Origin of the sequence: Proteiniclasticum sp. (assembly GCF_003514505.1) — a bacterium.
GTDB lineage: Bacteria > Bacillota > Clostridia > Clostridiales > Clostridiaceae > Proteiniclasticum.
The window spans coordinates 1-21,997 of the sequence record NZ_DOPX01000010.1; the positions used below are offsets into that span (position 1 = coordinate 1).

The 21,997-nt window shown below is 45.0% G+C and carries 24 protein-coding genes; 7 read left to right on the forward strand and 17 right to left on the reverse strand.

The features are described 5' to 3' along the window. Nucleotides 1-996: flagellin (locus DEF30_RS02640; protein WP_294096215.1), on the forward strand; the 996-nt coding region annotated here is incomplete at its 5' end. Nucleotides 997-1,215: 219 nt separating this feature from the next. On the opposite strand, the gene DEF30_RS02645 is transcribed toward DEF30_RS02640, so the two are convergent. The 5 genes from DEF30_RS02645 to DEF30_RS02665 form a co-directional block, all read right to left on the reverse strand. Continuing rightward, nucleotides 1,216-2,277, reverse strand: coding sequence for an ATP-binding protein (locus DEF30_RS02645; RefSeq protein WP_294096217.1), 1,062 nt, complete (start codon nucleotides 2,275-2,277; stop codon nucleotides 1,216-1,218). After that, nucleotides 2,274-2,972, reverse strand: coding sequence for a hypothetical protein (locus tag DEF30_RS02650; protein WP_294096219.1), 699 nt, complete (start codon nucleotides 2,970-2,972; stop codon nucleotides 2,274-2,276). Before DEF30_RS02650 ends, DEF30_RS02645 begins: the two co-directional genes overlap by 4 nt. Before the next feature lie 47 nt (nucleotides 2,973-3,019). Beyond that, on the reverse strand, nucleotides 3,020-3,412 hold the full coding sequence (locus DEF30_RS02655; RefSeq protein WP_294096221.1) for a hypothetical protein: 393 nt from the start codon (nucleotides 3,410-3,412) through the stop codon (nucleotides 3,020-3,022). Then, complete coding sequence (locus tag DEF30_RS02660; protein ID WP_294096222.1) at nucleotides 3,409-3,699, reverse strand: hypothetical protein; 291 nt, start codon at nucleotides 3,697-3,699, stop codon at nucleotides 3,409-3,411. The genes DEF30_RS02655 and DEF30_RS02660 overlap by 4 nt, the downstream gene beginning before the upstream one ends. Before the next feature lie 118 nt (nucleotides 3,700-3,817). Beyond that, nucleotides 3,818-4,330 carry a hypothetical protein gene (locus DEF30_RS02665; protein WP_294096223.1) on the reverse strand — a complete coding sequence of 171 codons (513 nt, stop codon included), beginning with the start codon at nucleotides 4,328-4,330 and terminating at the stop codon, nucleotides 3,818-3,820. Nucleotides 4,331-4,553: 223 nt separating this feature from the next. Between DEF30_RS02665 and DEF30_RS02670 the strand changes: the two genes are divergently transcribed. The 3 genes from DEF30_RS02670 (at nucleotide 4,554) to DEF30_RS02680 (ending at nucleotide 6,648) form a co-directional block, all read left to right on the forward strand. Continuing rightward, nucleotides 4,554-5,372 (forward strand): alpha/beta hydrolase, encoded by an 819-nt coding sequence (locus tag DEF30_RS02670; protein WP_294096224.1) that lies wholly within the window; start codon nucleotides 4,554-4,556, stop codon nucleotides 5,370-5,372. A gap of 23 nt (nucleotides 5,373-5,395) precedes the next feature. Continuing rightward, on the forward strand, nucleotides 5,396-5,704 hold the full coding sequence (locus DEF30_RS02675; RefSeq protein ID WP_294096226.1) for a methylated-DNA--[protein]-cysteine S-methyltransferase: 309 nt from the start codon (nucleotides 5,396-5,398) through the stop codon (nucleotides 5,702-5,704). Nucleotides 5,705-5,793: 89 nt separating this feature from the next. After that, nucleotides 5,794-6,648 carry an aldo/keto reductase gene (locus DEF30_RS02680; RefSeq protein WP_294096228.1) on the forward strand — a complete coding sequence of 285 codons (855 nt, stop codon included), beginning with the start codon at nucleotides 5,794-5,796 and terminating at the stop codon, nucleotides 6,646-6,648. A gap of 61 nt (nucleotides 6,649-6,709) precedes the next feature. Here the strand turns inward: DEF30_RS02680 and DEF30_RS02685 are convergent, their stop codons facing one another. From DEF30_RS02685 to hypB, 7 genes are all read right to left on the reverse strand, one after another. Further along, entirely contained in the window at nucleotides 6,710-7,450 is a 741-nt protein-coding gene (locus DEF30_RS02685) for an ABC transporter ATP-binding protein (protein ID WP_294096356.1), read from the reverse strand. A gap of 16 nt (nucleotides 7,451-7,466) precedes the next feature. Beyond that, a complete protein-coding gene (locus DEF30_RS02690; protein WP_294096229.1) occupies nucleotides 7,467-8,549 on the reverse strand; it encodes an iron ABC transporter permease in 1,083 nt (360 codons plus the stop codon). 3 nt (nucleotides 8,550-8,552) lie between these two features. Further along, nucleotides 8,553-9,686, reverse strand: a complete 1,134-nt coding sequence (locus DEF30_RS02695) for an iron ABC transporter substrate-binding protein (protein WP_294096231.1) — start codon at nucleotides 9,684-9,686, stop codon at nucleotides 8,553-8,555. A 167-nt stretch (nucleotides 9,687-9,853) separates the two neighbouring features. Beyond that, nucleotides 9,854-10,780: a DUF5692 family protein gene (locus DEF30_RS02700; RefSeq protein WP_294096233.1), complete on the reverse strand. Its 927-nt coding sequence runs from the start codon at nucleotides 10,778-10,780 to the stop codon at nucleotides 9,854-9,856. A gap of 15 nt (nucleotides 10,781-10,795) precedes the next feature. Beyond that, a complete protein-coding gene (locus tag DEF30_RS02705) occupies nucleotides 10,796-11,137 on the reverse strand; it encodes a hydrogenase maturation nickel metallochaperone HypA (RefSeq protein ID WP_294096235.1) in 342 nt (113 codons plus the stop codon). Nucleotides 11,138-11,149: 12 nt separating this feature from the next. Next, nucleotides 11,150-13,924, reverse strand: coding sequence for an FAD-dependent oxidoreductase (locus DEF30_RS02710; RefSeq protein ID WP_294096238.1), 2,775 nt, complete (start codon nucleotides 13,922-13,924; stop codon nucleotides 11,150-11,152). A gap of 3 nt (nucleotides 13,925-13,927) precedes the next feature. Then, a complete protein-coding gene (gene hypB, locus DEF30_RS02715) occupies nucleotides 13,928-14,590 on the reverse strand; it encodes a hydrogenase nickel incorporation protein HypB (protein ID WP_294096240.1) in 663 nt (220 codons plus the stop codon). A gap of 257 nt (nucleotides 14,591-14,847) precedes the next feature. Here hypB and DEF30_RS02720 point away from each other — a divergent pair, with 257 nt between their 5' ends. From DEF30_RS02720 to DEF30_RS02730, 3 genes are all read left to right on the forward strand, one after another. Beyond that, nucleotides 14,848-15,834 (forward strand): helix-turn-helix domain-containing protein, encoded by a 987-nt coding sequence (locus DEF30_RS02720; RefSeq protein ID WP_294096242.1) that lies wholly within the window; start codon nucleotides 14,848-14,850, stop codon nucleotides 15,832-15,834. A 12-nt stretch (nucleotides 15,835-15,846) separates the two neighbouring features. Next, nucleotides 15,847-17,046, forward strand: coding sequence for an FAD-dependent oxidoreductase (locus tag DEF30_RS02725; protein ID WP_294096244.1), 1,200 nt, complete (start codon nucleotides 15,847-15,849; stop codon nucleotides 17,044-17,046). A 181-nt stretch (nucleotides 17,047-17,227) separates the two neighbouring features. Next, the gene (locus DEF30_RS02730) at nucleotides 17,228-17,407 is read left to right on the forward strand and encodes a hypothetical protein (RefSeq protein ID WP_294096246.1); all 180 of its coding nucleotides are present in this window, start codon (nucleotides 17,228-17,230) and stop codon (nucleotides 17,405-17,407) included. A gap of 147 nt (nucleotides 17,408-17,554) precedes the next feature. Here the strand turns inward: DEF30_RS02730 and DEF30_RS02735 are convergent, their stop codons facing one another. The 5 genes from DEF30_RS02735 to DEF30_RS02755 form a co-directional block, all read right to left on the reverse strand. After that, a complete protein-coding gene (locus DEF30_RS02735; protein WP_294096248.1) occupies nucleotides 17,555-19,072 on the reverse strand; it encodes a 4Fe-4S dicluster domain-containing protein in 1,518 nt (505 codons plus the stop codon). 20 nt (nucleotides 19,073-19,092) lie between these two features. Beyond that, nucleotides 19,093-19,368, reverse strand: coding sequence for an NAD(P)H-dependent oxidoreductase subunit E (locus DEF30_RS02740; protein WP_294096250.1), 276 nt, complete (start codon nucleotides 19,366-19,368; stop codon nucleotides 19,093-19,095). A 713-nt stretch (nucleotides 19,369-20,081) separates the two neighbouring features. After that, nucleotides 20,082-20,360, reverse strand: a complete 279-nt coding sequence (locus DEF30_RS02745) for a hypothetical protein (RefSeq protein WP_294096252.1) — start codon at nucleotides 20,358-20,360, stop codon at nucleotides 20,082-20,084. A 161-nt stretch (nucleotides 20,361-20,521) separates the two neighbouring features. Next, nucleotides 20,522-20,896 carry a YggT family protein gene (locus DEF30_RS02750; protein ID WP_294096254.1) on the reverse strand — a complete coding sequence of 125 codons (375 nt, stop codon included), beginning with the start codon at nucleotides 20,894-20,896 and terminating at the stop codon, nucleotides 20,522-20,524. Nucleotides 20,897-20,943: 47 nt separating this feature from the next. Then, nucleotides 20,944-21,510 carry a TetR/AcrR family transcriptional regulator gene (locus DEF30_RS02755; RefSeq protein WP_294096257.1) on the reverse strand — a complete coding sequence of 189 codons (567 nt, stop codon included), beginning with the start codon at nucleotides 21,508-21,510 and terminating at the stop codon, nucleotides 20,944-20,946. Nucleotides 21,511-21,997: the final 487 nt, after the last annotated feature.

The following is a 21,997-nucleotide window of genomic DNA, read 5'->3' on the forward strand; positions in this document are numbered from 1 at the left end:
ATCAAGGGTCTTAATCAGTCCGTGAGAAATGCACAGGACGGAATTTCTCTGATTCAGACAGCAGAAGGTGCTCTAAATGAAACACACTCCATTCTGAACAGAATGAGAGAACTTGCTGTACAGAGCTCCAATGATACCAATACAAACTCCGACAGAGATGAGATTCAAAAAGAAATGAATCAGCTTTCCCAGGAAATCACAAGAATCTCTGAAAACACTGAGTTTAATACTCAGAAGCTTCTTACAGGAGACTTTGCAAGCAAAAAGCTTCACATTGGTGCCAATGAAGGCCAAGCGATGGAAGTTTCCATTGCTGATATGGGCTCAAATGCACTCGGAGTAGAAGGTAAAGTTGGATCAGCTACAGCTGTTACCGGTGTCGCAAACTTAAACGTAAGAGCAGTTAATGGTGATACAGCCCTTACAATCAAGTTTGCAGCAGCTGGAAATGATGCTGTCACAGAAACAACAGCTACAAGATCTGGTGATGAAATCACAGTTACATTGAAACAAGGAGCAGGTACTCCTGGTACAATAGCTGATACTCATGGAGCCATAGCTGATGCATTAAGCACGATTGAAGGACTTATCGTTGAGAAAGCAACTGGATTTACAGCAGGCACAGCAATTGCAGCAGCTCCTGCTAATACAACCACAAGCACAACACTTGATGCCACCTATAATAGAGATATGGGAATCAATGTATCTACACAGGCTGATGCCGATGCGGCAATCACAACAATTGATAATGCTATTACATCTGTATCTGCAGAAAGATCCAAGCTTGGTGCTGTTCAGAACAGACTGGACCATACCATCAACAACCTGACAGCAACTTCTGAGAACCTCTCAGCTGCTGAGTCCAGAATAAGAGACGTAGATATGGCTAAGGAAATGATGGAGTTCACAAAGAACAACATCCTGAACCAGGCATCTACAGCAATGCTGGCTCAGGCTAACCAGATGCCACAGGGAGTACTTCAGTTACTCGGCTAATCAAAATATTAAAGGTAGACAGTTTCATACTGCCTACCTTTTTTCATACTCTAAAAATATTAGCTAGTTCCTAGTACGTATACACCATCCCTAGCTTTTCAATCTTATCAACAAACCATACTTATCCATGATACGGTAAACCCTGATATTAGTAGCCATAAGTTATTGTACAAAATGGCTAGATTACTGAAAATGCTCTAATTAATCAATAATTTTAAGTTAAAGAGTGATAACAAATGTAAATTTGTTATTATAAAACTCTTTTTGACCAATTTTTACTAGTGAATTTGATGATACAGAATATGCAATGCTATGAATCTCACAAACTCGTTTTGCCAAGTAAAGCCCAATTCCGCTTCCTTTTATGGATGTTTCGCAAGCATTTTTTCCTCTGTAACCATATTCAAATATTTTTTCGTACTCTTCTTTCTCAATTTTAGGACCTAAAGATTCAAATTCAATGAATAACCTTTCCTTTTGTTCATTGAATGAAATATTTATTTCTTGATTTGAAGGAGAGTACTTTATTGCATTTTCAAGAATTACATAAGGTAAAATGTCAAATGTTTCCAAGTTCAACTTTATACTACTATAAGACTCCCCGCTCTTATTAATATATATTAATTTTTCTTTAGCTGATGGCTCAAGGCATCTAATAATTACATTAAATCTGTTATATACCTTTTCGGTAACCTTATCAAATGTTGATGTAGTTAAACTATCATTTAGTAAATCGAAACGCGTAAAGTTAAATCCTATGAGTCTACCAAAGTGAAAAATCTTTAGAGAGATATCCATTAAGTGCTTATCTTTCTTCTTCCCAGTCGATTCTCTAATAAGCTTCTCACTTAAAGTTTGAATCTCTGCACTCCATGTTATTGTTTCATGTTTTAATGACATAAAAAAATCAGTTAACTTTTTTTGTGATTCATAATATTCAATCTCACTCTTACAACTATTAATAATTTCATTCATAGTATTCATATCAAGAATTGGATTATAGTTATTTTCTGTAAAAACTAATTTTTTATATAGCGCTCTATTAATATACCCTTTCATTCTAAAACATGTGAAAATAATTATCTCTGACGAATTTCTATATACATAGCTACTCATTCCATACGGACACTGATGAAAGCCTTCTTCAGTTTTTATTAACTCGTAAAATTGCTTGCATTTCATGTCCTTAACTTTATCCAAGCAACTATTTGAGCACTTAACTAATTGACCATCTATAATTAATCCTTCAGATTCGATAAACCGTGGTAAAAATGTAATCATATCTTCACCTTTGCACTTATTACAGATTTGATAATTGGCGTTAATATTAACTCATATTCTTTCAATGCTTTATAATTTTGGAATAATAAAACCATCTGTGCTTTATTTGGTAGCTTTCCTTGCCTATAAGATTTAACAAACATATCTTCAAATATTGCAACATCTCTTGTTCTAACACCTTTTTTTTCTAAGTATTTTTTTATTTTTCCCCAAGACAAACAAGGATCAATTATTTCACCTATAGATTCATCAAGAATACTTTCCCATGTACTCTTAGACTGTCCTTTTAGAACCCTCTTATCAGCATACTCTTGAATCAATTCTATCTGACTATTTCTCAACGTTCCTGCTGTATAAAGTATTAGTTGTTTATTCGGATACATCAAACGAAGATCTTTAATAAGACCTGCTCCTTCATTTTCATCACTCGTATTAACCCCTTGTAAATCACATAAAATAATGTCATAAATTGATGCATCATAAATATCTTCAAGGTATTCTTTATACCTTACATCATATCCACTTTCCTTCCTTAAAACTTCAATGATACTTAATTCACTATCATCAATAAATAATATTTTAAATTTCTTTCTCATTTCCATATCGATTTCTGGTCTAGAATACGAAATGTCGTCTATACTACATTGACCTATAAACTTGTTTTTTAGGTAGAACACTATGCTTTCTAATCTCACATTAATTACTCCTTTAGATATTTTTATGATATATTTTTATTATATTTTTAAATTGTTTTTTTATCATATAAAATATAAAATCCACTACCTACTAAAGCAAACTCCATTTCCCCAACACATTCATACTGAAACACAGGACCATCCAGTTCTAGATAGGTCTCAACCTCTAAAGTATCCAGATTGATCCTGCAGACCCTATTATTCCCCATATCCGAAACACAAAGCATATTCCCCAGTAGTGTAAGACTTTCTGGATAGCAGAACAGGCTTCCACGATCCATACCGATTTCTCCATCAGAAATTGAAATTTCCAAGCTTCCATCTTCCAAAGAGAATCTTTTTACAGTGTGGGATGTAGGGTAAGCACACCATATGGAGCCCCCATACACGGCAATATCATAAACCGTATCTATACTTCCCATCTCTTCATATTTCCTCATAAGGAATCCACTTCTATCAAATTTGTAGATGACAGATTCCTGATAATAGCACACATAGAGAGAACCATCCTGGTCCCAACACCTTGAAGTACTCCTATCATCAAACCTAACCACCATGGGTTCATAAAGCTCTCCATAAAAGGCTTAAAATATTCTTCTCCCGCGATTTCCCCAATCTCACCACGATATTTTCTGTACGCTCTGTTTCCATAATCATCAGATACTACATAATAAAGATCCTTGTTGCCACTACAGATTTCTGCAACACTTTCACTAATTAATTTCAAATAGACCACTCCTTCTCCTCTAGCATTACAAACAAAGACATCCAGTAGAAAGAACTAAACCACTGATCATTTCCTGCTTCGATCCATCTTCTTTTACACAATAAATTCACTTAAGAAGTTATCGATCCCACTCCACCTCTGAAAACCAGGTGCCTTCACTAAGCTTTTCAGAAAGCGCCACACTATCTACATGGTTCTGAGCCGGTGCTGCAAAGAACTTTTTTATTCTTGGCTGACTCCCTTCTTCATAAAAAAGGATCAGAATCTCTTCAAAATCCTTGGTAGAAACATATCCCCCATGCTGCATAGAGTTCAGCTGGTTTTCCTTCTCGAAGAGGCTGACGTCACCTTCTTCATTATGGAAACGAATGAGAACGTGTTTGCCATTCCATGGATGAGAACTGTCTGAAAAAGTAAATTCCCCCTCAAACTCATTCATCGAAAAGTAGCGGTACTTGGCCGTTCCGTGGATGGTTACTTCCATGACCATATCCTCGCCTTCACTGAAGCTTCTTTGTATGCCGCTCAGCGTACTTTCTATCTCTTTTTCGTAAGGAAGGACATAGGCTATAACAGCTCCCAGAACCAGAAAGATCAAAAACAAACTGCTATAGATCCATCTTCTCTTCATACACGTACACCTCTCCATTTCACATAGGGATATCAATCTAAAACTTCAGTAAATTCAGAATATATTTTTTATATTTCTATCTTAATATATTCACAGATACAACACAATGAAATTTCTATTCTTTTACTCTCCTAAATTAAGAGCAAATTGTAAGTCCTCTTCTTGGATGCTACAATTTATTTAAATGAAGAAGAGAACGTCCATCCGAAGGAGAAGAAGCAGCATGATACACGAAACCATGAAGATCACACAAGAAGGTTCCCTGGAATACGCCAGACTCGCCACTTATCTTTGGGAGGACTCTCCCGAGATTCCCATAAAGAAAAGAGCATTAGTCCTCATCTGTCCCGGAGGAGGCTACCATAGAACCTCCGACAGAGAAGCGGAAGCTGTTGCCCTCAAGATCATGTCCATGGGTCATCACGCAGCCGTGCTCCGATACTCTGTAGCACCAGCCCGTTTTCCTGTGGCTTTAAGAGAAGTGGCCAGCAGCGTAACGCTCTTAAGAAAAAAAGCAGAAACGTGGCACATAGATAAGAATAAAATTGTTGTTATGGGCTTTTCCGCAGGCGGCCACCTGGCTGCAAGCTATGGGGTCTACTGGAACTCGCCAATGCTTTTAGAAAGCACCGGGGCGAGTTTGGAGAATCTCCGTCCAAACGGCCTCATCCTAGGCTACCCCGTCATCACCGCATACGAACCACACCGCCATGAAGGAAGCATCCGAAACCTGCTGGGAGACTACTGGCAGGAAAAAGACCTCCAGGAGAAAGTATCCCTAGAAAACCATGTTGGATCCCATACGCCTAGAACCTTTCTCTGGAGCACCTTTAAAGATGATACGGTTCCAGCAGAAAACTCCCTGGTCTTTGTCCAGGCACTGATGAAAAAGAAAATCCCGGTGGAGTTTCATCTCTATGAAAGAGGCGGACATGGACTCTCCTTAGCAAACCACATCACCGACAACGTTGCCCACACCTGCTATCAGAAAGAATGCCAGAACTGGATTGATCTTGTAGAAGTCTGGCTACAGAATCTATAGAAGACCCCAAAAGGAGAACCGCCATGAGTACCATTCTCAATGAAAACCTCATCTACGAAATCCTCTCCGTGGTGGAAGAGATCCCGCCAGGTAAAGTGGCCACCTATGGCCAGATTGCCCGTCTCATCGGAAGAGAAAAGAACGCAAGGCTTGTGGGCAGTGTCCTAAAAAGATCCGAATACTACGGAAGCTATCCCTGCCACCGGGTGGTGAATCATTCAGGACGCCTGGCGCCCGGCTTTCCAGAGCAGAAAGAGCTTCTACTAAAAGAGGAAGTGCCTTTTAAAAGCGAAAAACAGGTGGACATGAAAAAAGCCCAGTGGGATGTATAGATGGTAGAACTCCTGTTGAGATGATGAGCTATACCTATACCACATCCACCACATAACTGCAAAACCCCATAAATCAAGGAGGAACAAATATGAAGCAGCACATAAAGCTCAAAGACGGCACCTCTATGCCAAGGCTCGGACAAGGAACCTGGAACATGGGAGAGGACCCGAAGCATCAAAAAGAAGAGATAGAAGCTCTCCAGGAAGGGATCCGTTTAGGGATGACGCTTATCGATACTGCAGAAATGTACGGAGAAGGACGCTCTGAAAAACTGGTGGGCGAAGCCATCAAGACCTTCCCCCGGGAAGACCTTTTTCTTGTATCCAAGGTCTATCCTCACAATGCTGGCCGGAAGAACATTTTCACCTCTCTAAAGAGAAGCCTTGAAAGACTGGACACCCCATACCTCGATCTTTATCTTCTCCACTGGAGAGGCAGCGTTCCACTTTCTGAAACCATTGCCTGTATGGAGGAGATGAAAAAGGAAGGACTCATCAAGAACTGGGGGGTCTCAAACTTTGATACTGACGATATGCAAGAACTGCTTTCATGCCCATCTGGAGATCAGTGCAGCGTAAACCAGGTGCTCTACCATCTGGGCTCCCGAGGCATCGAATATGATCTTCTCCCTTATCTGAAGGAAGAGAACATTGCCCTCATGGCCTACTGCCCCTTGGGTCATGACAAGAACAAAAGAAGAAGAATCACCGAACACCCTGTGGTAAGAGAGGTGGCAAAAAAGCATAGCATCACACCTCTCCAGCTGATGCTCTCTTTTACATTAGTAGAGGACAGCATCTGTTCCATTCCCAAAGCATCTTCTCTACCCCACGTGAAAGAGAATGCCGAAAGCTTACACCTTACGCTCACAGAAGAAGACCTTCTGCGTCTTAACGAAGCGTTTCCAGCCCCAAGAAAAAGCGTCCCCTTGGATATGCTCTAAAGCACTTTCATAACTTCATTTCTAAACAGATAAAGGCATAGGAAGCTGCCTTCCTATGCCTTTATCCTATGAGTACTGTTTTTCTGCCAAAGGCACTGATGATTTCTGACTCCACCCCATAGACTTCTTTCATGATCTTCGGCGTCACCATGGAAGCCTCACCATAATCATGAACCTTTCCGTCTTTCAGAAACAAAAACCGGTCGCAGTAGCGAAGGGCTAAATTAATGTCATGGATCACCACAAGGCTGCCCATGCCTCTTTCCTTCGTGATCTCTCTCATGAGACCCATCATTTCCACCTGATTTTTCGGATCCAGACTGCTGGTGGACTCATCCAGAAGAAGCAGTTTTGGATTCTGAAGAAGGGCCCGGGCAATCATCACCTTCTGGACCTCTCCTCCAGAAAGCTCATGGATGTACCGGAGAGAAAAGGGAGAAAGTCCAACTCTTTCCAACGTTTCCTCGCAAAGAAGAAGATCTTCCTCTGAGACCCCCCACTTCATGTGGGGTTTTCTGCCAAGAAGCACCGCATCAAACACCGTCATCTCATGAATCTCATTCTTCTGGGCCACAAAAGCCATCTGCCTTGCCCGCTCCGCCGAAGATAAAGGCAGCATGCTTTTCCCCTCCACATAGACACTTCCATGGCTGGGCACCCGGATTTTACAAAGGCAGGAGAGAAGGGTGCTTTTTCCAGCGCCGTTATTCCCTAAGACGGCCACAAACTCTCCTTTTCCCATACGAAAACTCACATCTTTCAGAATCTCGGTTTTTCCGTAGGAAAAAGAAATCTTATCCACTTGAATCAAACTACATTCACCTCCGCTTTCCTTTCTTCAGGATCAGGTAGAGAAAAAGAGGTGCCCCCAAAAACGATGTGATGGCACCGATGGGAAGCACTGCCGGCGTTCTCACGGTCCTTGAAAGAAGATCCGCAAAGAGCATCAGCATACTGCCAAGAAGGGCAGAGCCTGGAAGGAGGAAGCGGTAATCACTGCCCACAACCTTCCGGACCATATGGGGAGCAATGAGACCGATGAAGCTGATGGTGCCCACAAATGCTATGGCCGTGGCAGAGATCAGCGTGGCGAGAAACATGCTCACAAGAATCAGCCGCTCCACAGGAACGCCAAGACTCTTCGCCGTCTGAACACCGCTTTCCATGGCATTGTAGTTCCATCGGTTGTAAAAAAAGTAGAGAAAAGACAAAAGAGACGTGATGAAAATGAGCGCAATCTCTTCACTTCCCGCCCGGCCAAGACTCCCAAAGGTCCAGTAGACGATGGACGCCACCATCTCGTCGTCACTGAAGTACTGGATGAGGGTGGTGGCACCGCTGAACATGGCACTGAGGGCAACCCCCACAAGGATCATCACCGTGGGGGAGACCCCACGGACCTTGGAGAGAAATAAAATCAGCACCGTGGTAGTCATGCCTCCTAAAAAAGCCAAAATCACAATGATATAAGGATGGGTGAAGGTGATGCTGGAAAGAGCGTTTCCAGAAACTTTGCTCCCCGCATGGAAATACACAATGGCCACAGCAGCGCCAAAGGAAGCCCCTTGGGAAACCCCTAAAGTAGAAGCCGAGGCCAAGGGGTTCCGAAGAACACTCTGCATGACGCAGCCTGCAAGGGCCAAGGCCATGCCCACCGCCACCGCCGTCAAAACCCTGGGCATCCGCACCTGGAAGAGGATGGTCTTCATGGAGGCATCGCCGCTTTTTCCAAGAAGCGTATTTAGCACATCCTTCAGTGGCATCCCGGAAGACCCCACTGAAAGTGACAAAAGAGCCATGAAAATAGCCACGAGAAGAAGACCCAGAAGAAAGAGCGCTTTTCTTCTGGTATAGCGCTGATAGCCTGTACTTGTGGTCTCTTCTCTTCGTACTGTCTTCATTTTCTACTCTCCCAGCTGAATGGTTCCATAATATAGGCCACCTGCCACCATCTCTTCATAGAGATTGACCCCCAGAAACTTCATGAAGATCTCTTCTGCCTTATCTTCCAGGTTCACATCCTGAAACTCTTCCGGATAAAGGATCTTCCCGGCATGGTAGGCATTGAGAAAGGCATAGGTGAAATTGGTGCCTGCATTGTTGAAAGACGGCATGGTATAGACCTGCCCCTCTTGTACCGCCCGAAGATTTTCAAAATACTCCGGATGGTCCTGATACTCCTTGGTCACAAGATCGAGATTTCCAGGATCCAGGAATATCACCTGGGGATCCCAGGTCATGATCTTTTCAAGATCCGCCTCATAAAAGCCCTCTATGGCAGCATCCTCCGCCACGTTTTTCGCATGGATCGCATCAAAGATGCCGAACTTGGAGTAGGTGCCTGAAAAGCCCCGTCTGCCGTTAAAGGTTACAGCCCCTGCATAGGCCCGTAGCTTCTTTTCTTCCGGCACATTTTCTGTCCGCGCCGTAAGATCTGATAGCATGCTGTCCATATAGCTAAGAACTTCCTCTGCCCTGTCTTCCTTCTTGATGACCTCTCCAAAGACTCTCATGGCTTTATAAAAAGACTCCGGAGAAAGGCCTGTGCTGTGCCTGACAGAAACCACGGGAATCCCTGTCTGAGCCTCCAGCTCCTCTGCTGCCTCATAATCAAAGCCTGCGATGATGACATCCGGGGAAACCAGGATGATCTCTTCAGAGAATCCATTGTTCTGTCCGCTGCCGCCTCCTTCACCCACCACTGGAAGCTTTAAAAGGTCCTCCCGGTAGATGGGGTTATAGTCCCGCCGAATATTGACCCCTTCAGAAAGGTAGGCTTCGCTTCCCACCACCATATCCATGGCCTGAAGATACGCCGCAAGTCTTGGAGCTCCTGAACCCAGGCAGATGATGGTTTGAACCTCCACTGGAATCTCCACATCTCTTCCCACGGCATCGGTGATGATTCTCGTCTGGGACGCAGCTGGGGTATCCAGCACATCCTTCTCCACTGTTTCTTTTTCTCCACATCCTGTAAAGCTTGTGAGGACACTCAAGGCAAGCCCCATCAGCAGAATGCTTTTTAACTTTCTCTTCATACTGTTCTCCTTTAAAGCCAGAAAATCCGGTCTTTTCTTTCTCTTTCCTCATCCTTCCACTTAGAAGGTCATAAGAAAGGCACCTATAAAAGGTGCCCACTTCATCCACGATATCTCTACTCTGCAAGGTTTCAGGAAAAACCCTAACACTCTTACTATAATTTTTTCTACAGTCCGTTGGCGGTTAAAGTCTTCTTATAGGCATCGGTGTGCACGTAAAGTTCCTGCCGTATAGGGTTCACCTTTCTCTGTCTCATGGTGTACACCATGAAGAAGAAGACGCCCAGGTTGAACACAAAGGACAGAACACTGAGGCTCATGAGGGCTCCGGTGCTGTAGGTAGGGATCACCTTGAAGAAGGAAGCCGTCTGGAAGTCCACGGACAGAGAGAACATGGCATAAAGAGACAGGATCTGCGCTCTATGCTGCAGCCATGCGCCCCGCTTGAAGAAATACTCCGCAATGACCGCGGCGGTTAAAATGCCAAATCCCGCGTAGAGGGATCGGGTGGAGATGCAGTTATAAACATAGGCATAATTCCATAGGGTATAGCCGATGACGTAGGGCCAGGTCATATCCGGCCAGATCATATCTCTGGATTTGTCCTTGGACACCCGGATGCCCACAAATCCTGTGAGGGTGATGATGGTGAAGACTCCGGCAATGGCATTTAGAATGTTCCAGGGACCACCCTGAACCACAATGCCGCCTGCGTCCACCGTCAGGGTCTTATAGGTCACAAAGATCTCCAGCTCTCTGAATACCGCCTCTGCAATGTTGATGGAGAGGATGGCTGCTGGAAAAACCGCAGCAAACTTCTTTGTGCCAAGCTTTGTAAAGCGAATGAGAAGGAATCCATAGACACCGATGAGGGCGGATACCACTTTCACCCAGCCGAACCAGGTTTTCCCAGTGGGAGAACCCAAGGGGCCAAAAAAGATGCCCATGGCCAGAAGCACTGGAAGAAGGACAAACATCAGCACCGATACTGCTTTGGATCTTCTGCTGATCTCATTTAAGAAAAGGAATGCGGCGATGAACGCCAGGAGGGCCAGGAAACTCTGTACATTTAAACCTTCGTATAAAAATCCCATGATAAGCTCCTTTCACTAATACGCAACGACTTCTTTGATGTTAAACTCCTGACCGGAGAGGAGTGTATAACTACTCCCCCCGCAGGAAGGACAGATGCGGCGGTGGGTGACAATGTTAAAGGTTTCCCCGCAGCCATGGCACTTGGCCATGGCTGGTAAGGTGAGGATTTCAAGCTTTGTCTCTTCATAAGCGGTGCCGCTCACCGCTGCCGGATAGCATTCCTCGATGAATCTTGGAATGGCCTGGGAAAGCTGACCGATTTCCAGCACAATCTTATCCACCTTGGACAGCTGGTTTTCCAGAACAAAGCTGTCCACCACCCGGATCACTTCATAGACAATACCAAGTTCATGCATACAAACACCCCATCATCTGGTTTCACTGAACGGATTGATCTTGTTCAGTGTAATCTTCGCTTTTCTTGTAATGGCATTTTTCATCACAGACTTTGGCAGTTTGTCCAGCTCAAAGCCCTTGACATCGTGGACTCTTTCCAGACTGATGGCACCGAATTTGCACCTTAAAGTGCAGGCGCCACAGCCCACACATAGATACTCATCCACTTTGCTGGCACCGCAGCCAAGACATCTGGAGGACTCTTTCCTTATCTGCTCTTCCGTGAGAACCCCTCTTAAATCCTTGAAGGTATCTCTGGCTACTCTGCCAGAAATTGCAGCGGTTCTCTGACGCTCTGTACCGTCATAATCCACAATCTCCTTGAGATTGCTCTTATCCAGCATGATGTAGGAGTGGTTGTCCCGTCCAAAGACCAGGGACTGTCCATTCTGCACAAATCTGTGGATGGAGATGGCCGCTTCTTTCCCTGCTGCAATGGCATCAATGGCAAGTCTTGGTCCGCTGGCCACATCGCCGCCGGCAAAAATGTCGGCCTTGGAGGACTGCAGCGTCACAGGGTGCACCTTGATGGTCTGACGCTCTGTTAGAAGAACATCCTCTCCCTGGAGAAGCTCTCCATACCCATAGGTCTGACCCACAGATAAAAGCACATGGTCACAAGGAACCAGAATGGTGTCTGTCTCATCATAGACAGGTGCAAATCTTCCGGAAGCATCAAAGATGGAGGTGCATTTTTTAAACTCCACGCCCGTGACCTTCACGCCGTCATGAAGAATGCGCACAGGACCCCAGCTGTTGTGGATGGACACCTCTTCAGAGAGTGCTTCCTCCACTTCTTCCTCGTGGGCTGGCATGGCGTCTCGTGGCTCCAGGCAGTAAAGAGCTGCGCTCTCCACACCGGGAAGCCGGATGGAACTTCTGGCCACATCAATGGCCACATTGCCGCCGCCGATGACGACAACCTTCCCGGATACCCCTGGATTTTCTCCGAGATTGATCTTCTTCAGGAATTCTACGCCGTGCATGACCTCTGGAAGCCCTTCTCCCTGAAGACCCAGGTTTCTGCCTAAGGAAGCCCCAACGGCGATGTAGAAGGCATGGAAGCCTTTTTCTCTCAGCTGCGATAAAGTCACATCCTTGCCCACTTCAACGCCGGTCTCAAACTTCACGCCAAGACCCTTGATGACTTCAATCTCCGCATCCACCACATCTTTTTCCAGACGGTAGGAAGGAATGCCTAAGGTGAGCATACCGCCCAGCTTCTTTTCCTTTTCAAACACCGTCACATCGTAGCCGTCCAGAGCCAGATCATAGGCACAGGTGAGTCCCGATGGGCCGGATCCGATGATGGCCACTTTCTTATCACTGTAGTCATGACGCTTCTTTGGCACATAGCGGGTACCTGCCTCCAGGTCCTTCTCTGCAATGAACTTCTTGATGTCATCCACAGCCACCGCTTCATCATAGGCGCTTCTTGTGCAGTCCTCCTCACAAAGTCTTGGACAGACTCTGCCGCAGACCGCAGGCAGCGGGTTGTGCTTTTTGATGAGCTCTAAAGCTTCAGTGTATTTGCCCTGGGCAGCCAGCTTGATGTACCCTTGCACTGGAATATGCGCTGGACACTTGGTGATACATGGAGCAGTTCCGGAGTCTAAGGTGTTTTTCCGGTTCACCCGGTAGTCGCTGTTCCACTTGTCCTCTTGCCACTCGGTGTTTCTTGGGGTTACCTTTGTGATCTTCTCATCGAGAGGCGTCTTTGCGCAAAGCTTCTGACCAAGTCTGATGGCATTGGTGGGACACACATCCACACACTCTCCGCAGGCAACGCATTTGGACTCATCCACCACGGACTTATAGTTGGAACGTACGATGTCATTATTGAGATACTCATTGGCCAGTCTCATGGCATAGCAGCCACAGCCGCAGCAGTTGCAGATGGCATGGGTATGTCCTGGCGTATCCAGGTTCGGCACAGAGTGCATGAGTCCGTTGTCCTCAGCTTTTCGGATGATCTCATAGGCTTCTTCCCTTGTAATCTCCCGACCTCTTCCGGTTTTGATGTAGTACTCCGCCGCATGGTCCAGCTGAATGCACATCTCTTCCTTGAGATGTCCGCAGCCTTCATGCATGGCTTCTCTGGAGGTTCTGCAGGAGCAGTCGGACACAGAGAAGATATGGGCTTCGTCGAGGTGCTTGGAGATTTCCTCGTAGCTGGCCTTTTTAGAGTTTCCGTCGATGGCACGCTCGATGGGAAGAACCCTCATGGGACCTCCACCGATGGGCATGATGCCTGCCGCCATGGGTCCTTTCTTGCTGCCGAAGAAGTAGAAAGCTTCTGCCACTTCCGGATGCTTTGCCACCAGTTCTTTGTTGTTGTTGATCATCTCCAGATGTCCAGGCACAAAGATGTCATGCCAGTACACATCCACCCCATCCACAGTGTTCCAGAAGGTGACTCCGGTCCAGGCCAGATGCTGCAGCGCTTCTTTCACTTTTTCCAAAGGCTCCCCGGCAGACGCTGCAATCTCCTCTGCACTCTTTTTGTCTCTAAAAGACACATGAAGGGCAATCTTCGCCTCATAGGGAGAAAGGATGGGCGCCAGAGCATAATACTCCGGACCAAAAGGAATGGCCTCCCGGCTGGTTCCCGCTTTAGTTCTGCCGATCTTGTTTGCAAGATCCACAATCTCCTGACGGTATTCTCTGCCGTCCACATCTGCCCAGTTCAGAGCAAAGTTAAATCTTTTCGACTTATTGAAATTTGTTTTTTCCTGTTTTTTTGCCATGTTCTACTTCCTTCCCATTTGCTTTCTGATCCAGTTTGTCCAGGCGTCCATTCCTTCTCCGGTCTTTGCCGAGAGAGGGAAGATCTCAATGTCCTTATTCAGCTGATACACCCTTTCCTTCAGCGCTTCCATATCAAAATCAAAGTAGGGCATCACATCCATCTTGCTGATGAGAAGCGCATCCACCTTGGCGAAGATCATGGGATACTTGAGAGGCTTGTCGTCTCCCTCCGGTACGCTTAGTATTGCGATGTTCTTCATGGCTCCCGTATCGTAGCCCACAGGACAGATGAGGTTTCCGATATTTTCCAGAAACACCAGATCCAGATCCGAAACCTCCAGGGCATCCACCCCGGCTCTCGCCATGGTGGCGTCAATATGGCACAGTCCGTCTGTGTGCATCTGCACCGCTCTCGCACCTGCCTCCTGGACGGTTTTTGCGTCCACATCCGAGTCCACATCCGCTTCAATGACGCCGATGTTCATTTCTTCTTTCAGCGCCTTCACCGTGCTCACCAGCGTGGTGGTTTTTCCGCTGCCGGGAGAGGACATGACATTCACCATGAAGGCTCCATTTTCTCTTAAAAACCCTCTGGTTTCCTCTGCCACTTTCTTGTTGTCCTCATAGATATTCTTCTTGATGGAAAAGACTTTCAGCTCACTCATTTCTACACCTCAACCCTTTATTTGACATGATTATAACAATCTGATATTCCATGAACAACTGCCCTTTTTGTCTTAAAATTAACAATAATTTACTTTACCCATCTGTTTACAATAGATGGAGAGTCCCTGTAAACAGGCAATATCCATCGAAGTGTACACACCACCCCAAAGTAAAATTTTCTTTCTACATTGTATAAAGCCTTGTATTATGTTAAAGTTTTGGTAAATCATGTGCAGAAGAAATGGGGGGGATAACTATGGATTCCAAAGAAAAGCAGAACATCCTGGCAGAGGGTCAGAAATATGGCATCACCACCACCTGCGAGAAGTATGGCATCTCCCGGACTCTCTATTACCGGTGGCTCCACCGGTATGAAACCAAGGGCATGGAAGGCCTGACGTTAAGGAAAGCCCCAAAGTCTCCAGCGAACCGTACACCTATGGATCTGGAGGAGAAGGTGCTCACCCTCATCCGGACCTATCCCGCTTTGGGTCCTAGAGAAATCAAGTACCTTCTGGAGGAGATTGACGTCCATCTCAGTGAATCTGCGGTGTACAACATCATGAAGCGCCATAATCTCTCAAGACGGGAGCAGCGTTTGGCTTTTTCCCGAAAGAAGCTACCAAAGTCCTCTTCCGGAATGCTTCCCTATGAAGATGCAAAAAGTGGAGAGTGCTGGTTTTTCTATCTTACTGCCTGCGGACACTGGCAGGAGGAAAAGCCTCTTTACATATACAGCATCATCGACTACCAAAGCAGGATCGCCTGCTCGCGTCTTTATGAGACACTTTCCATGGACTGCTTTGAAGATCTTCTCACCGCTGCAGCGCTTCCTGTGGCCCAGAACCTGGGCTTTCAGACAAAATATCTGGTGTTTTTGGAAGACGCTCAGCTTCAGTGTAAAAACAGGACCCTCTTTGAGGAAAAGGTCCATGAGATTCTTCACGCCAGCGGATTTGATCCGGAGCTTCATTTTCTGAAAAGTGAGGCTCTGCCAAAAGAGATCCTGTCCCTTCGGGAAAGCTACACAAAAGTCTGTCTGTCAGCCCTGATGCCGAGGCTCTCCCAGTCAGAACCTCTGTCTTCCCTGAAGATCGCCCTCCAAAGAGAAATCAGAAGCTATAATCTTTCCCACAAGATGCTCTATGAAGACCTCTTTCTCTCCCCTTTGGAGTTTCACAGAAGATCCATCGGAGTGGGAACCATTCTTCCATTATGGGCCTATATGGACCGGGAATATTAAGGAGTAGAATGTATGCACATCGCTGTCATCGGCGGAGGATTCAGCGGCCTTCTGGCCGCGTACCTTCTTCAAAAAAAAGACATCCACGTTACTGTTTATGAAAAAGAATCTCTTCTGGGAGGCCATATAAGAACCCTGAACTGTCATGGCCTAACGGTGGAAATCGGAACTGCAGCTGCTTTTTCTCCACATCTCAAAGAGCTGCTTCTGGAGCTGGGCATTCCCTATTCAGAGAGGTTCACCTATAGAAACTTTCTCGATGAGAACTATCAGAAAGTAGAGCAGCTGAGTCATGAGGAAGTGGTGAAGCTCATAGAAGAGCTCCCGCGGTATGAGGCGCTCTACAGCTCACATTTTTCTCAGTGGGCTTCTCCTTTTTATGGAGAATTTGGGTATCTGAAAATGCCTCTTTGTGACTTTTTGACGATGCATGATCTTCCCATGTTGAGACAAGTCATCGCACCCCATCTTTCCGCCTACGGATTTGGGGCCATAGAAGAGGTTCCGGCCTACTATGCCCTTCACACCTTTGATCCCCAGACCATTAAAGCCATCATCCGGGGTGATAAACTGCTTTTTGTGGAAGAGGGCATGCAGTGCCTTATTGAGAAGCTCAGTGCGCATCTGACAGACATCCGTTATGGGTCTGAGGTGATTCATGTGGAGCCTGTCTCAAATAAAGTACGAATCGACACCTCTTTTGACGCGGCACTTTATGATCAGGTGCTGGTGACGACGAAGCTTCCCAAGGGTGTGCTGAAGGATGATCTCTATAATGACCTTATGAAAAAGATTGATACCAATCCCTATATCACCTGCACCTACGAAGTGGAGAACAAAAACATCGTCACCACCTACTACAAAGCCAACGCAGGAAAAAAAGAGTGTCTCCAGTTTTTCAATGTCTATAAAGACAAAGAAAAAACCATCCTGGTGGCCTACACCTATGGACAGCTTACAAAAAATTTAGTGGAGAACATCACAGAGGATCTCATTAGGACCGGGATTGAAGTGAAGCATCTCATCATGGCCAAGCAGTGGTATATTTTCCCCCACCTGAAAACTCATAATCTCACGGAGGATTTTTATGAGCAGCTTTTGGCGCACCAGAAAAAGAGCCCCATCTGCCTCACCGGGACCCTCATGACAAAACCTTCCATCTCCCATCTCTATGAAGCCATTAAAAGCTTTGTGCAGGAAAGATTTTCTTGAATGAAAAGAGGGCAGTGGCACATCTTGATTGTGGCATTGCCCTCTCTTTATCATAAACAGACGCAGTTTCTCCTCCTGAAGTTTCACTTATTGTTCAAAGAATCCTCACAGGCAGGTTTCAGTTCTCCCTTACAATGAATCCAAGTACTTTTTCATGAAATTCAAAGGAGGACGGCAAATCATGGCAGATGATCTAGATAAGAAACTGAACCATCCAAAAAACAATGACCTGGAAGATGCCCCGGAGTCCGGTACCGTGGTGCAGAAGGACGATCCATCCAAACCCTTCCATGCAGACAAGGATGATAACCTGGACTCTGTGGGGGAAGCCCCAGAGTCCGGAACCCTTCGAGACAGATAAGAAAAAGGAAGCAGCTCTTTATTTGAACTGCTTCCTTTTCGTATGAGAGCATCAAAATTCCTACAGACCTTTCACTATAAAACCGCACCCCTTCGGAAGGCTCCTCTTGAAAGAAGTCTTCTAAAGGGGTGCTTGTACTTTTTTATATTAGAGAGGAGGCTCTTGATTTCGCAAGGAAGAATCAATATGGAGATTATCCAGAGGCGTCTTGTACTCCGCTTTGTTCTTGAAGTCCGCCACTGCCCGCTTGACACGGCTCATAGAAGCGATGGTTCCAGGACCTGCAATGCATCCTCCCGGACACGCCATACCTTCAAGAAGATATCCATTTTTCTTGCCAGTCTTTGCCGTGCGCATGAGTTTAACACAGTCCTGAAGGGTGGACGCACCTTCCACCTGAATATCTCTTGTTGGGTCCAGCAGCTGAGCTGTGGTCTTCACCGCTTCCGCAACACCACCTGCGATGGCATAGCCTCGGCCTAACGTCGATGCATCCTGAATCTCCTTAGAGACCTCGATCTCCGAAAGCTCAACTCCTTTAGCCACAAACATACCCATAAGCTCTTCAAAGGTAATGACATAATGGACAAAGTCCTTGACTTCTTCTCTCAGGGCTTCTAATTTTTTAGAAATACATGGCCCGATGAAAGTGATGACAGCATCCGGGTCCATTTTCTTAATGTGCTTTGCCGTCTCCACCATGGGTGAGGCAGAATCAGATATATAGTCTGCCTGGTCCGGAAAGAGCTTCTTCACCATAAGTGTCCAGGAGTTACAGCAGCTGGTGCCCATATAGGGAATTTCCAGTGGCACACGCTTCAAGTACTCCTTGGCTTCATGAAGTGTTGTGATATCAGCACCCAGGCTGACTTCCAGCACTTCCTTAAAGCCCAGCTCCTTGATGCCTTCAAAGATCTGAACCGGTGAGGCCAGAGGGCCAAACTGTCCTAGGAAGGAAGGTGCGATGATCGCGTAAGAGTTTTTTTCTTTCTTCAGTGACTTCACCAGCTGATAAATCTGTGACTTATCAGAAATTGCCCCGAAAGGACAATGCGTAACACACCTTCCGCAGGATACACACTTACTCTGATTGATTTCCGCTCTTCCGAGATAATCACTGCCAATGGCATTGACGCCGCATACCGCGGCACAAGGTCTTTCATAAACCACAATGGCGCTGTAGGGGCAAGTCTCCTTGCATCGCCCACATTTGATGCACTTCGCTTGATTAATGACAGCCCGGTCTTTTCCAATGGATACTGCATTGACAGGACAGACATTCACGCATGGATGCGCAAGACACTTCCTGCAGTTGTCTGTAACCACATAGGCTTTCGTCGGACAGGCTTCACAGGCTGAGGTGATGACATTGACCAAAGGCTCAAGAAACAGAGTGTTCTCCACATCCTCATCCACGATGCCATCGGTAACCCGATGGAACTCAATGGGTTTTCTCGCATCCAGCCCCATGGTGAGACGCAGGCGCTCATCGACAATGGCTCTTTCACGGAACACACTGTCTCTAAAATGCGCCACTTCACCTGGAATAATCTCAAAGGACGCTTTCTCCAGTTCCTGAAGTTCCACATCCTCATAGGCCATTTCAGCTATTTTAGCAAAGACTTTTCGTCTGATATTGACGAGATCCACATAACTTTCCTTCATTGCAATCTCCCTCGCATGAATTATCCTTCGATTCTCAGTTTATCCATTATTTTTTCCATTACCACCTGACCCGATGCCTGGAGGATGATTTCCCCATCCAGAACCACCACGGGTGCAACAGGCTCTGTGGTTCCTTTACAGATCCCTATACATTTCACCGCTTCCACTTCCATGGACTCATTCTGGTAGCTCTCCGGATGCTCTGAAATGATTTCCTTCAGATCTTCAATCTGATCCAGAATATTCATAGCCCCCAGCAACGTACAGTTGGATCCAACACAGACCTTGACTTTCATAGATTTTCCTCCTCTTTCCCATCCTTGCAGATTTCACATCTGCTTTTCTTTGATAAACTTTCACTTATGCATCACTATATTCGTTAAAGATTTAACTTTGCAAGGCGGCATGACTTTCTTTCCAAAGACTTCACGCCAACTTGAAGCTTTGGAAGATTCTGTGATTTTCATTTTCCATTTTTATCATACCATAGACAAGGCGCTCCTGTAATTGGATTCCATGGAGTTTATGGTATATTCTGCCATTTATTACTCAAAAAAAGAGATAGAAACCGTAAGGTACTCTATCTCTTTTCAGCTGGGGCTATTTTACAACAGCCCCCTATACTTCATCCATCCAATTCATTTACGATATGTATCGTGCTGCCCTGCGTTGAACTACTCAGATCTTTTGAGCTTTATGCCATTCAATGGTCCCTGAAATCTAAGTAGGGTCTTTATATCTTCCTGAAACTACAGTATTCTTTGAACAATCCAAATGATCAATACGACAACCAGAATAGTACCAAGCAATCCCCATGCTCTATTGGAGTTCATAGTAAATTCTCCTTTCTTTTGAAAATTTTTCATCCGGTGTCCCAGATGAACATATCCTTTTATTTTGAAAGCTTATTTGTGATAAAACAGCTGCGCTGATTCATTGCTCTAATTTTACAAGGCAGGGCTCTTTGATGACACGGCAACTATTTTGATCCATGTAACGATTCTTTGGCCTAAAAATCTTTTTTCTTCATAAGATGATCGGCTGTATTCTCCGCTTTTTTAATAAGTTTATCCGCTTTCTCTTCTGCTTTATCTCTGATCTTTTCAGCCCTTTTCTGATCTTTCACATCCTGAATATTGTCTATTACGCTCTCCTTCACGTCTCTAATCTCTTCTTTAGCTCTACCTTTGATTTCGTCAATTCTATCGTCTGCTTTGTCTTTGATGATTTCTGCAGATTTCTTTGTATCTTTAAATGTACGCTCTATTCTTCTTTTAAAATTATCCATTGTTCATCCTCCATTTTATCTGTGAACAAGAGTTCAGCAGGTGCGATCCGGGATTTCCTAATAAGCTTCCCGCTCAAAGGTAAAGAACACATATCTTATACATCGCCATTTCATCTTACTGCTCCATAAGATTCCGCAACATCGAAGCAGAAGGCTCCATGCTATTTGGGGTCTTCGTATAGGGTTTTTTCATAGCGCTGGCCTTGACGTGGCCTCAGCAGTTTCAGCACACCCCAGGCAACAAACGCCACTGCAACCATGGCAATGGCCGCTGCTGGTTCAAAGACTGCAGTGTTTCCAATACCAAACATAGAAATTTCAGAGAAAATCCCTTCAAATAATCCTACGATATACTGCGTAATCTGATAGACCCCCTGAACAATTGGGTTCTCTTTATTTGCTCCCAAAAGCTTAAATACCAATCGAAACAGCAAAAGCAATTCTACGGTTCCAAAAAGCAGGCTAGCCACGGTTTGCCCCAAATGGCTTTCTTTTTTTGTCTGTCTAATCTCGGTTCGTCTTGTTCTATTTTCCATTCTTATTCCTCCATTTTTTTCATACGATGGTATCAGAAAGTGACATGTCAGACTTTGATTCCATTCACGATGAATGTTAGAAGCTCCTCAAAGGCCTTGTAGTATCTGTCTTTTTTTCCTTTTATCTGGAGTAAGTAGGCCGTCTCCCGGCCTACAAAGAAAATCACATAGCCAAACATCTCAGCGTCGATATCCCGAATTTCTCCGATTTCTTTAGAATCCTCCAGCATTTTTTGGAAGATATCCGGAACTCCAAGTGAATCGTCTTTCATTTCACTGTCTTGATTCTTGAGTGGTCCTGTACCTTCCTGAGATAGCACTTTGGCCAGATCTGGATGATTCTCCATCTCCTTGAAATGGTACCTCAGTATTCTCTTGATCTTTTCCAGAGGAGAGATCTCCTCTTTCTCCATTTTCTCTATAAACTCACTCATCTTGGTGTGTTGCGACTCAAATATATAGTCCAGAATATCGTCTTTGTTCTTAAAATAAATATACACGGTTCCAACAGCAATCTCCGCATCATCTGCAATATCTTGAACCTTAGTTTTGTAGAATCCCTCTTCTGCAATAATCTTGGTGGCAGAAAGACGAATCAGCTCCTTTTTATTCATGGTATCTCCTCCGCATCTCACGTGATAAGTATGCGAAATATTCTGAACAATCAACCTGTACTCTGCCACGGACTGTGACGGTACTCTTATCCCTACTAGATGTCAGACTATAAAATGAATGAACGTTCATTCATTTTGCTGGATTAAAAAAAGGGCTTTTCCACCCATCATATTTCCGAAATCAAGAAAGAAGTTTTGTCATCTTCTCCCCATTTCCTATTCATACTTTAATTGATGGTTCTTCCTACCTACATCATAGCACTAATTCATCTTCTGTGATTATTTTTCATAAAATTTAATAATAACATAAATTTTAAAACTATGCAATATCTTTTTGAGTATTCACGTACATCTTTTACCCATCTTTTACCTTCTTTTATAAGTGCTTTCGTAAGAGTCTAACTATCTTATCTGCTTTTCTTTGTCCATGAGAGGATTCGCCCACTATTTGTCTGACATGAGGACTATGCCAATACTCCGCTGCCCC

Coding starts and splice junctions, on each gene's coding strand:
- DEF30_RS02645 (WP_294096217.1), bottom strand. CDS start 2,277: ATGATTACATTTTTACCACGGTTTATCGAATCTGAAGGATTAATTATA.
- DEF30_RS02655 (WP_294096221.1), bottom strand. CDS start 3,412: ATGAGGAAATATGAAGAGATGGGAAGTATAGATACGGTTTATGATATT.
- DEF30_RS02665 (WP_294096223.1), bottom strand. CDS start 4,330: ATGAAGAGAAGATGGATCTATAGCAGTTTGTTTTTGATCTTTCTGGTT.
- DEF30_RS02670 (WP_294096224.1), top strand. CDS start 4,554: ATGATACACGAAACCATGAAGATCACACAAGAAGGTTCCCTGGAATAC.
- DEF30_RS02675 (WP_294096226.1), top strand. CDS start 5,396: ATGAGTACCATTCTCAATGAAAACCTCATCTACGAAATCCTCTCCGTG.
- DEF30_RS02680 (WP_294096228.1), top strand. CDS start 5,794: ATGAAGCAGCACATAAAGCTCAAAGACGGCACCTCTATGCCAAGGCTC.
- DEF30_RS02690 (WP_294096229.1), bottom strand. CDS start 8,549: ATGAAGACAGTACGAAGAGAAGAGACCACAAGTACAGGCTATCAGCGC.
- DEF30_RS02695 (WP_294096231.1), bottom strand. CDS start 9,686: ATGAAGAGAAAGTTAAAAAGCATTCTGCTGATGGGGCTTGCCTTGAGT.
- DEF30_RS02700 (WP_294096233.1), bottom strand. CDS start 10,780: ATGGGATTTTTATACGAAGGTTTAAATGTACAGAGTTTCCTGGCCCTC.
- DEF30_RS02705 (WP_294096235.1), bottom strand. CDS start 11,137: ATGCATGAACTTGGTATTGTCTATGAAGTGATCCGGGTGGTGGACAGC.
- DEF30_RS02710 (WP_294096238.1), bottom strand. CDS start 13,924: ATGGCAAAAAAACAGGAAAAAACAAATTTCAATAAGTCGAAAAGATTT.
- hypB (WP_294096240.1), bottom strand. CDS start 14,590: ATGAGTGAGCTGAAAGTCTTTTCCATCAAGAAGAATATCTATGAGGAC.
- DEF30_RS02720 (WP_294096242.1), top strand. CDS start 14,848: ATGGATTCCAAAGAAAAGCAGAACATCCTGGCAGAGGGTCAGAAATAT.
- DEF30_RS02725 (WP_294096244.1), top strand. CDS start 15,847: ATGCACATCGCTGTCATCGGCGGAGGATTCAGCGGCCTTCTGGCCGCG.
- DEF30_RS02730 (WP_294096246.1), top strand. CDS start 17,228: ATGGCAGATGATCTAGATAAGAAACTGAACCATCCAAAAAACAATGAC.
- DEF30_RS02735 (WP_294096248.1), bottom strand. CDS start 19,072: ATGAAGGAAAGTTATGTGGATCTCGTCAATATCAGACGAAAAGTCTTT.
- DEF30_RS02740 (WP_294096250.1), bottom strand. CDS start 19,368: ATGAAAGTCAAGGTCTGTGTTGGATCCAACTGTACGTTGCTGGGGGCT.
- DEF30_RS02745 (WP_294096252.1), bottom strand. CDS start 20,360: ATGGATAATTTTAAAAGAAGAATAGAGCGTACATTTAAAGATACAAAG.
- DEF30_RS02750 (WP_294096254.1), bottom strand. CDS start 20,896: ATGGAAAATAGAACAAGACGAACCGAGATTAGACAGACAAAAAAAGAA.
- DEF30_RS02755 (WP_294096257.1), bottom strand. CDS start 21,510: ATGAATAAAAAGGAGCTGATTCGTCTTTCTGCCACCAAGATTATTGCA.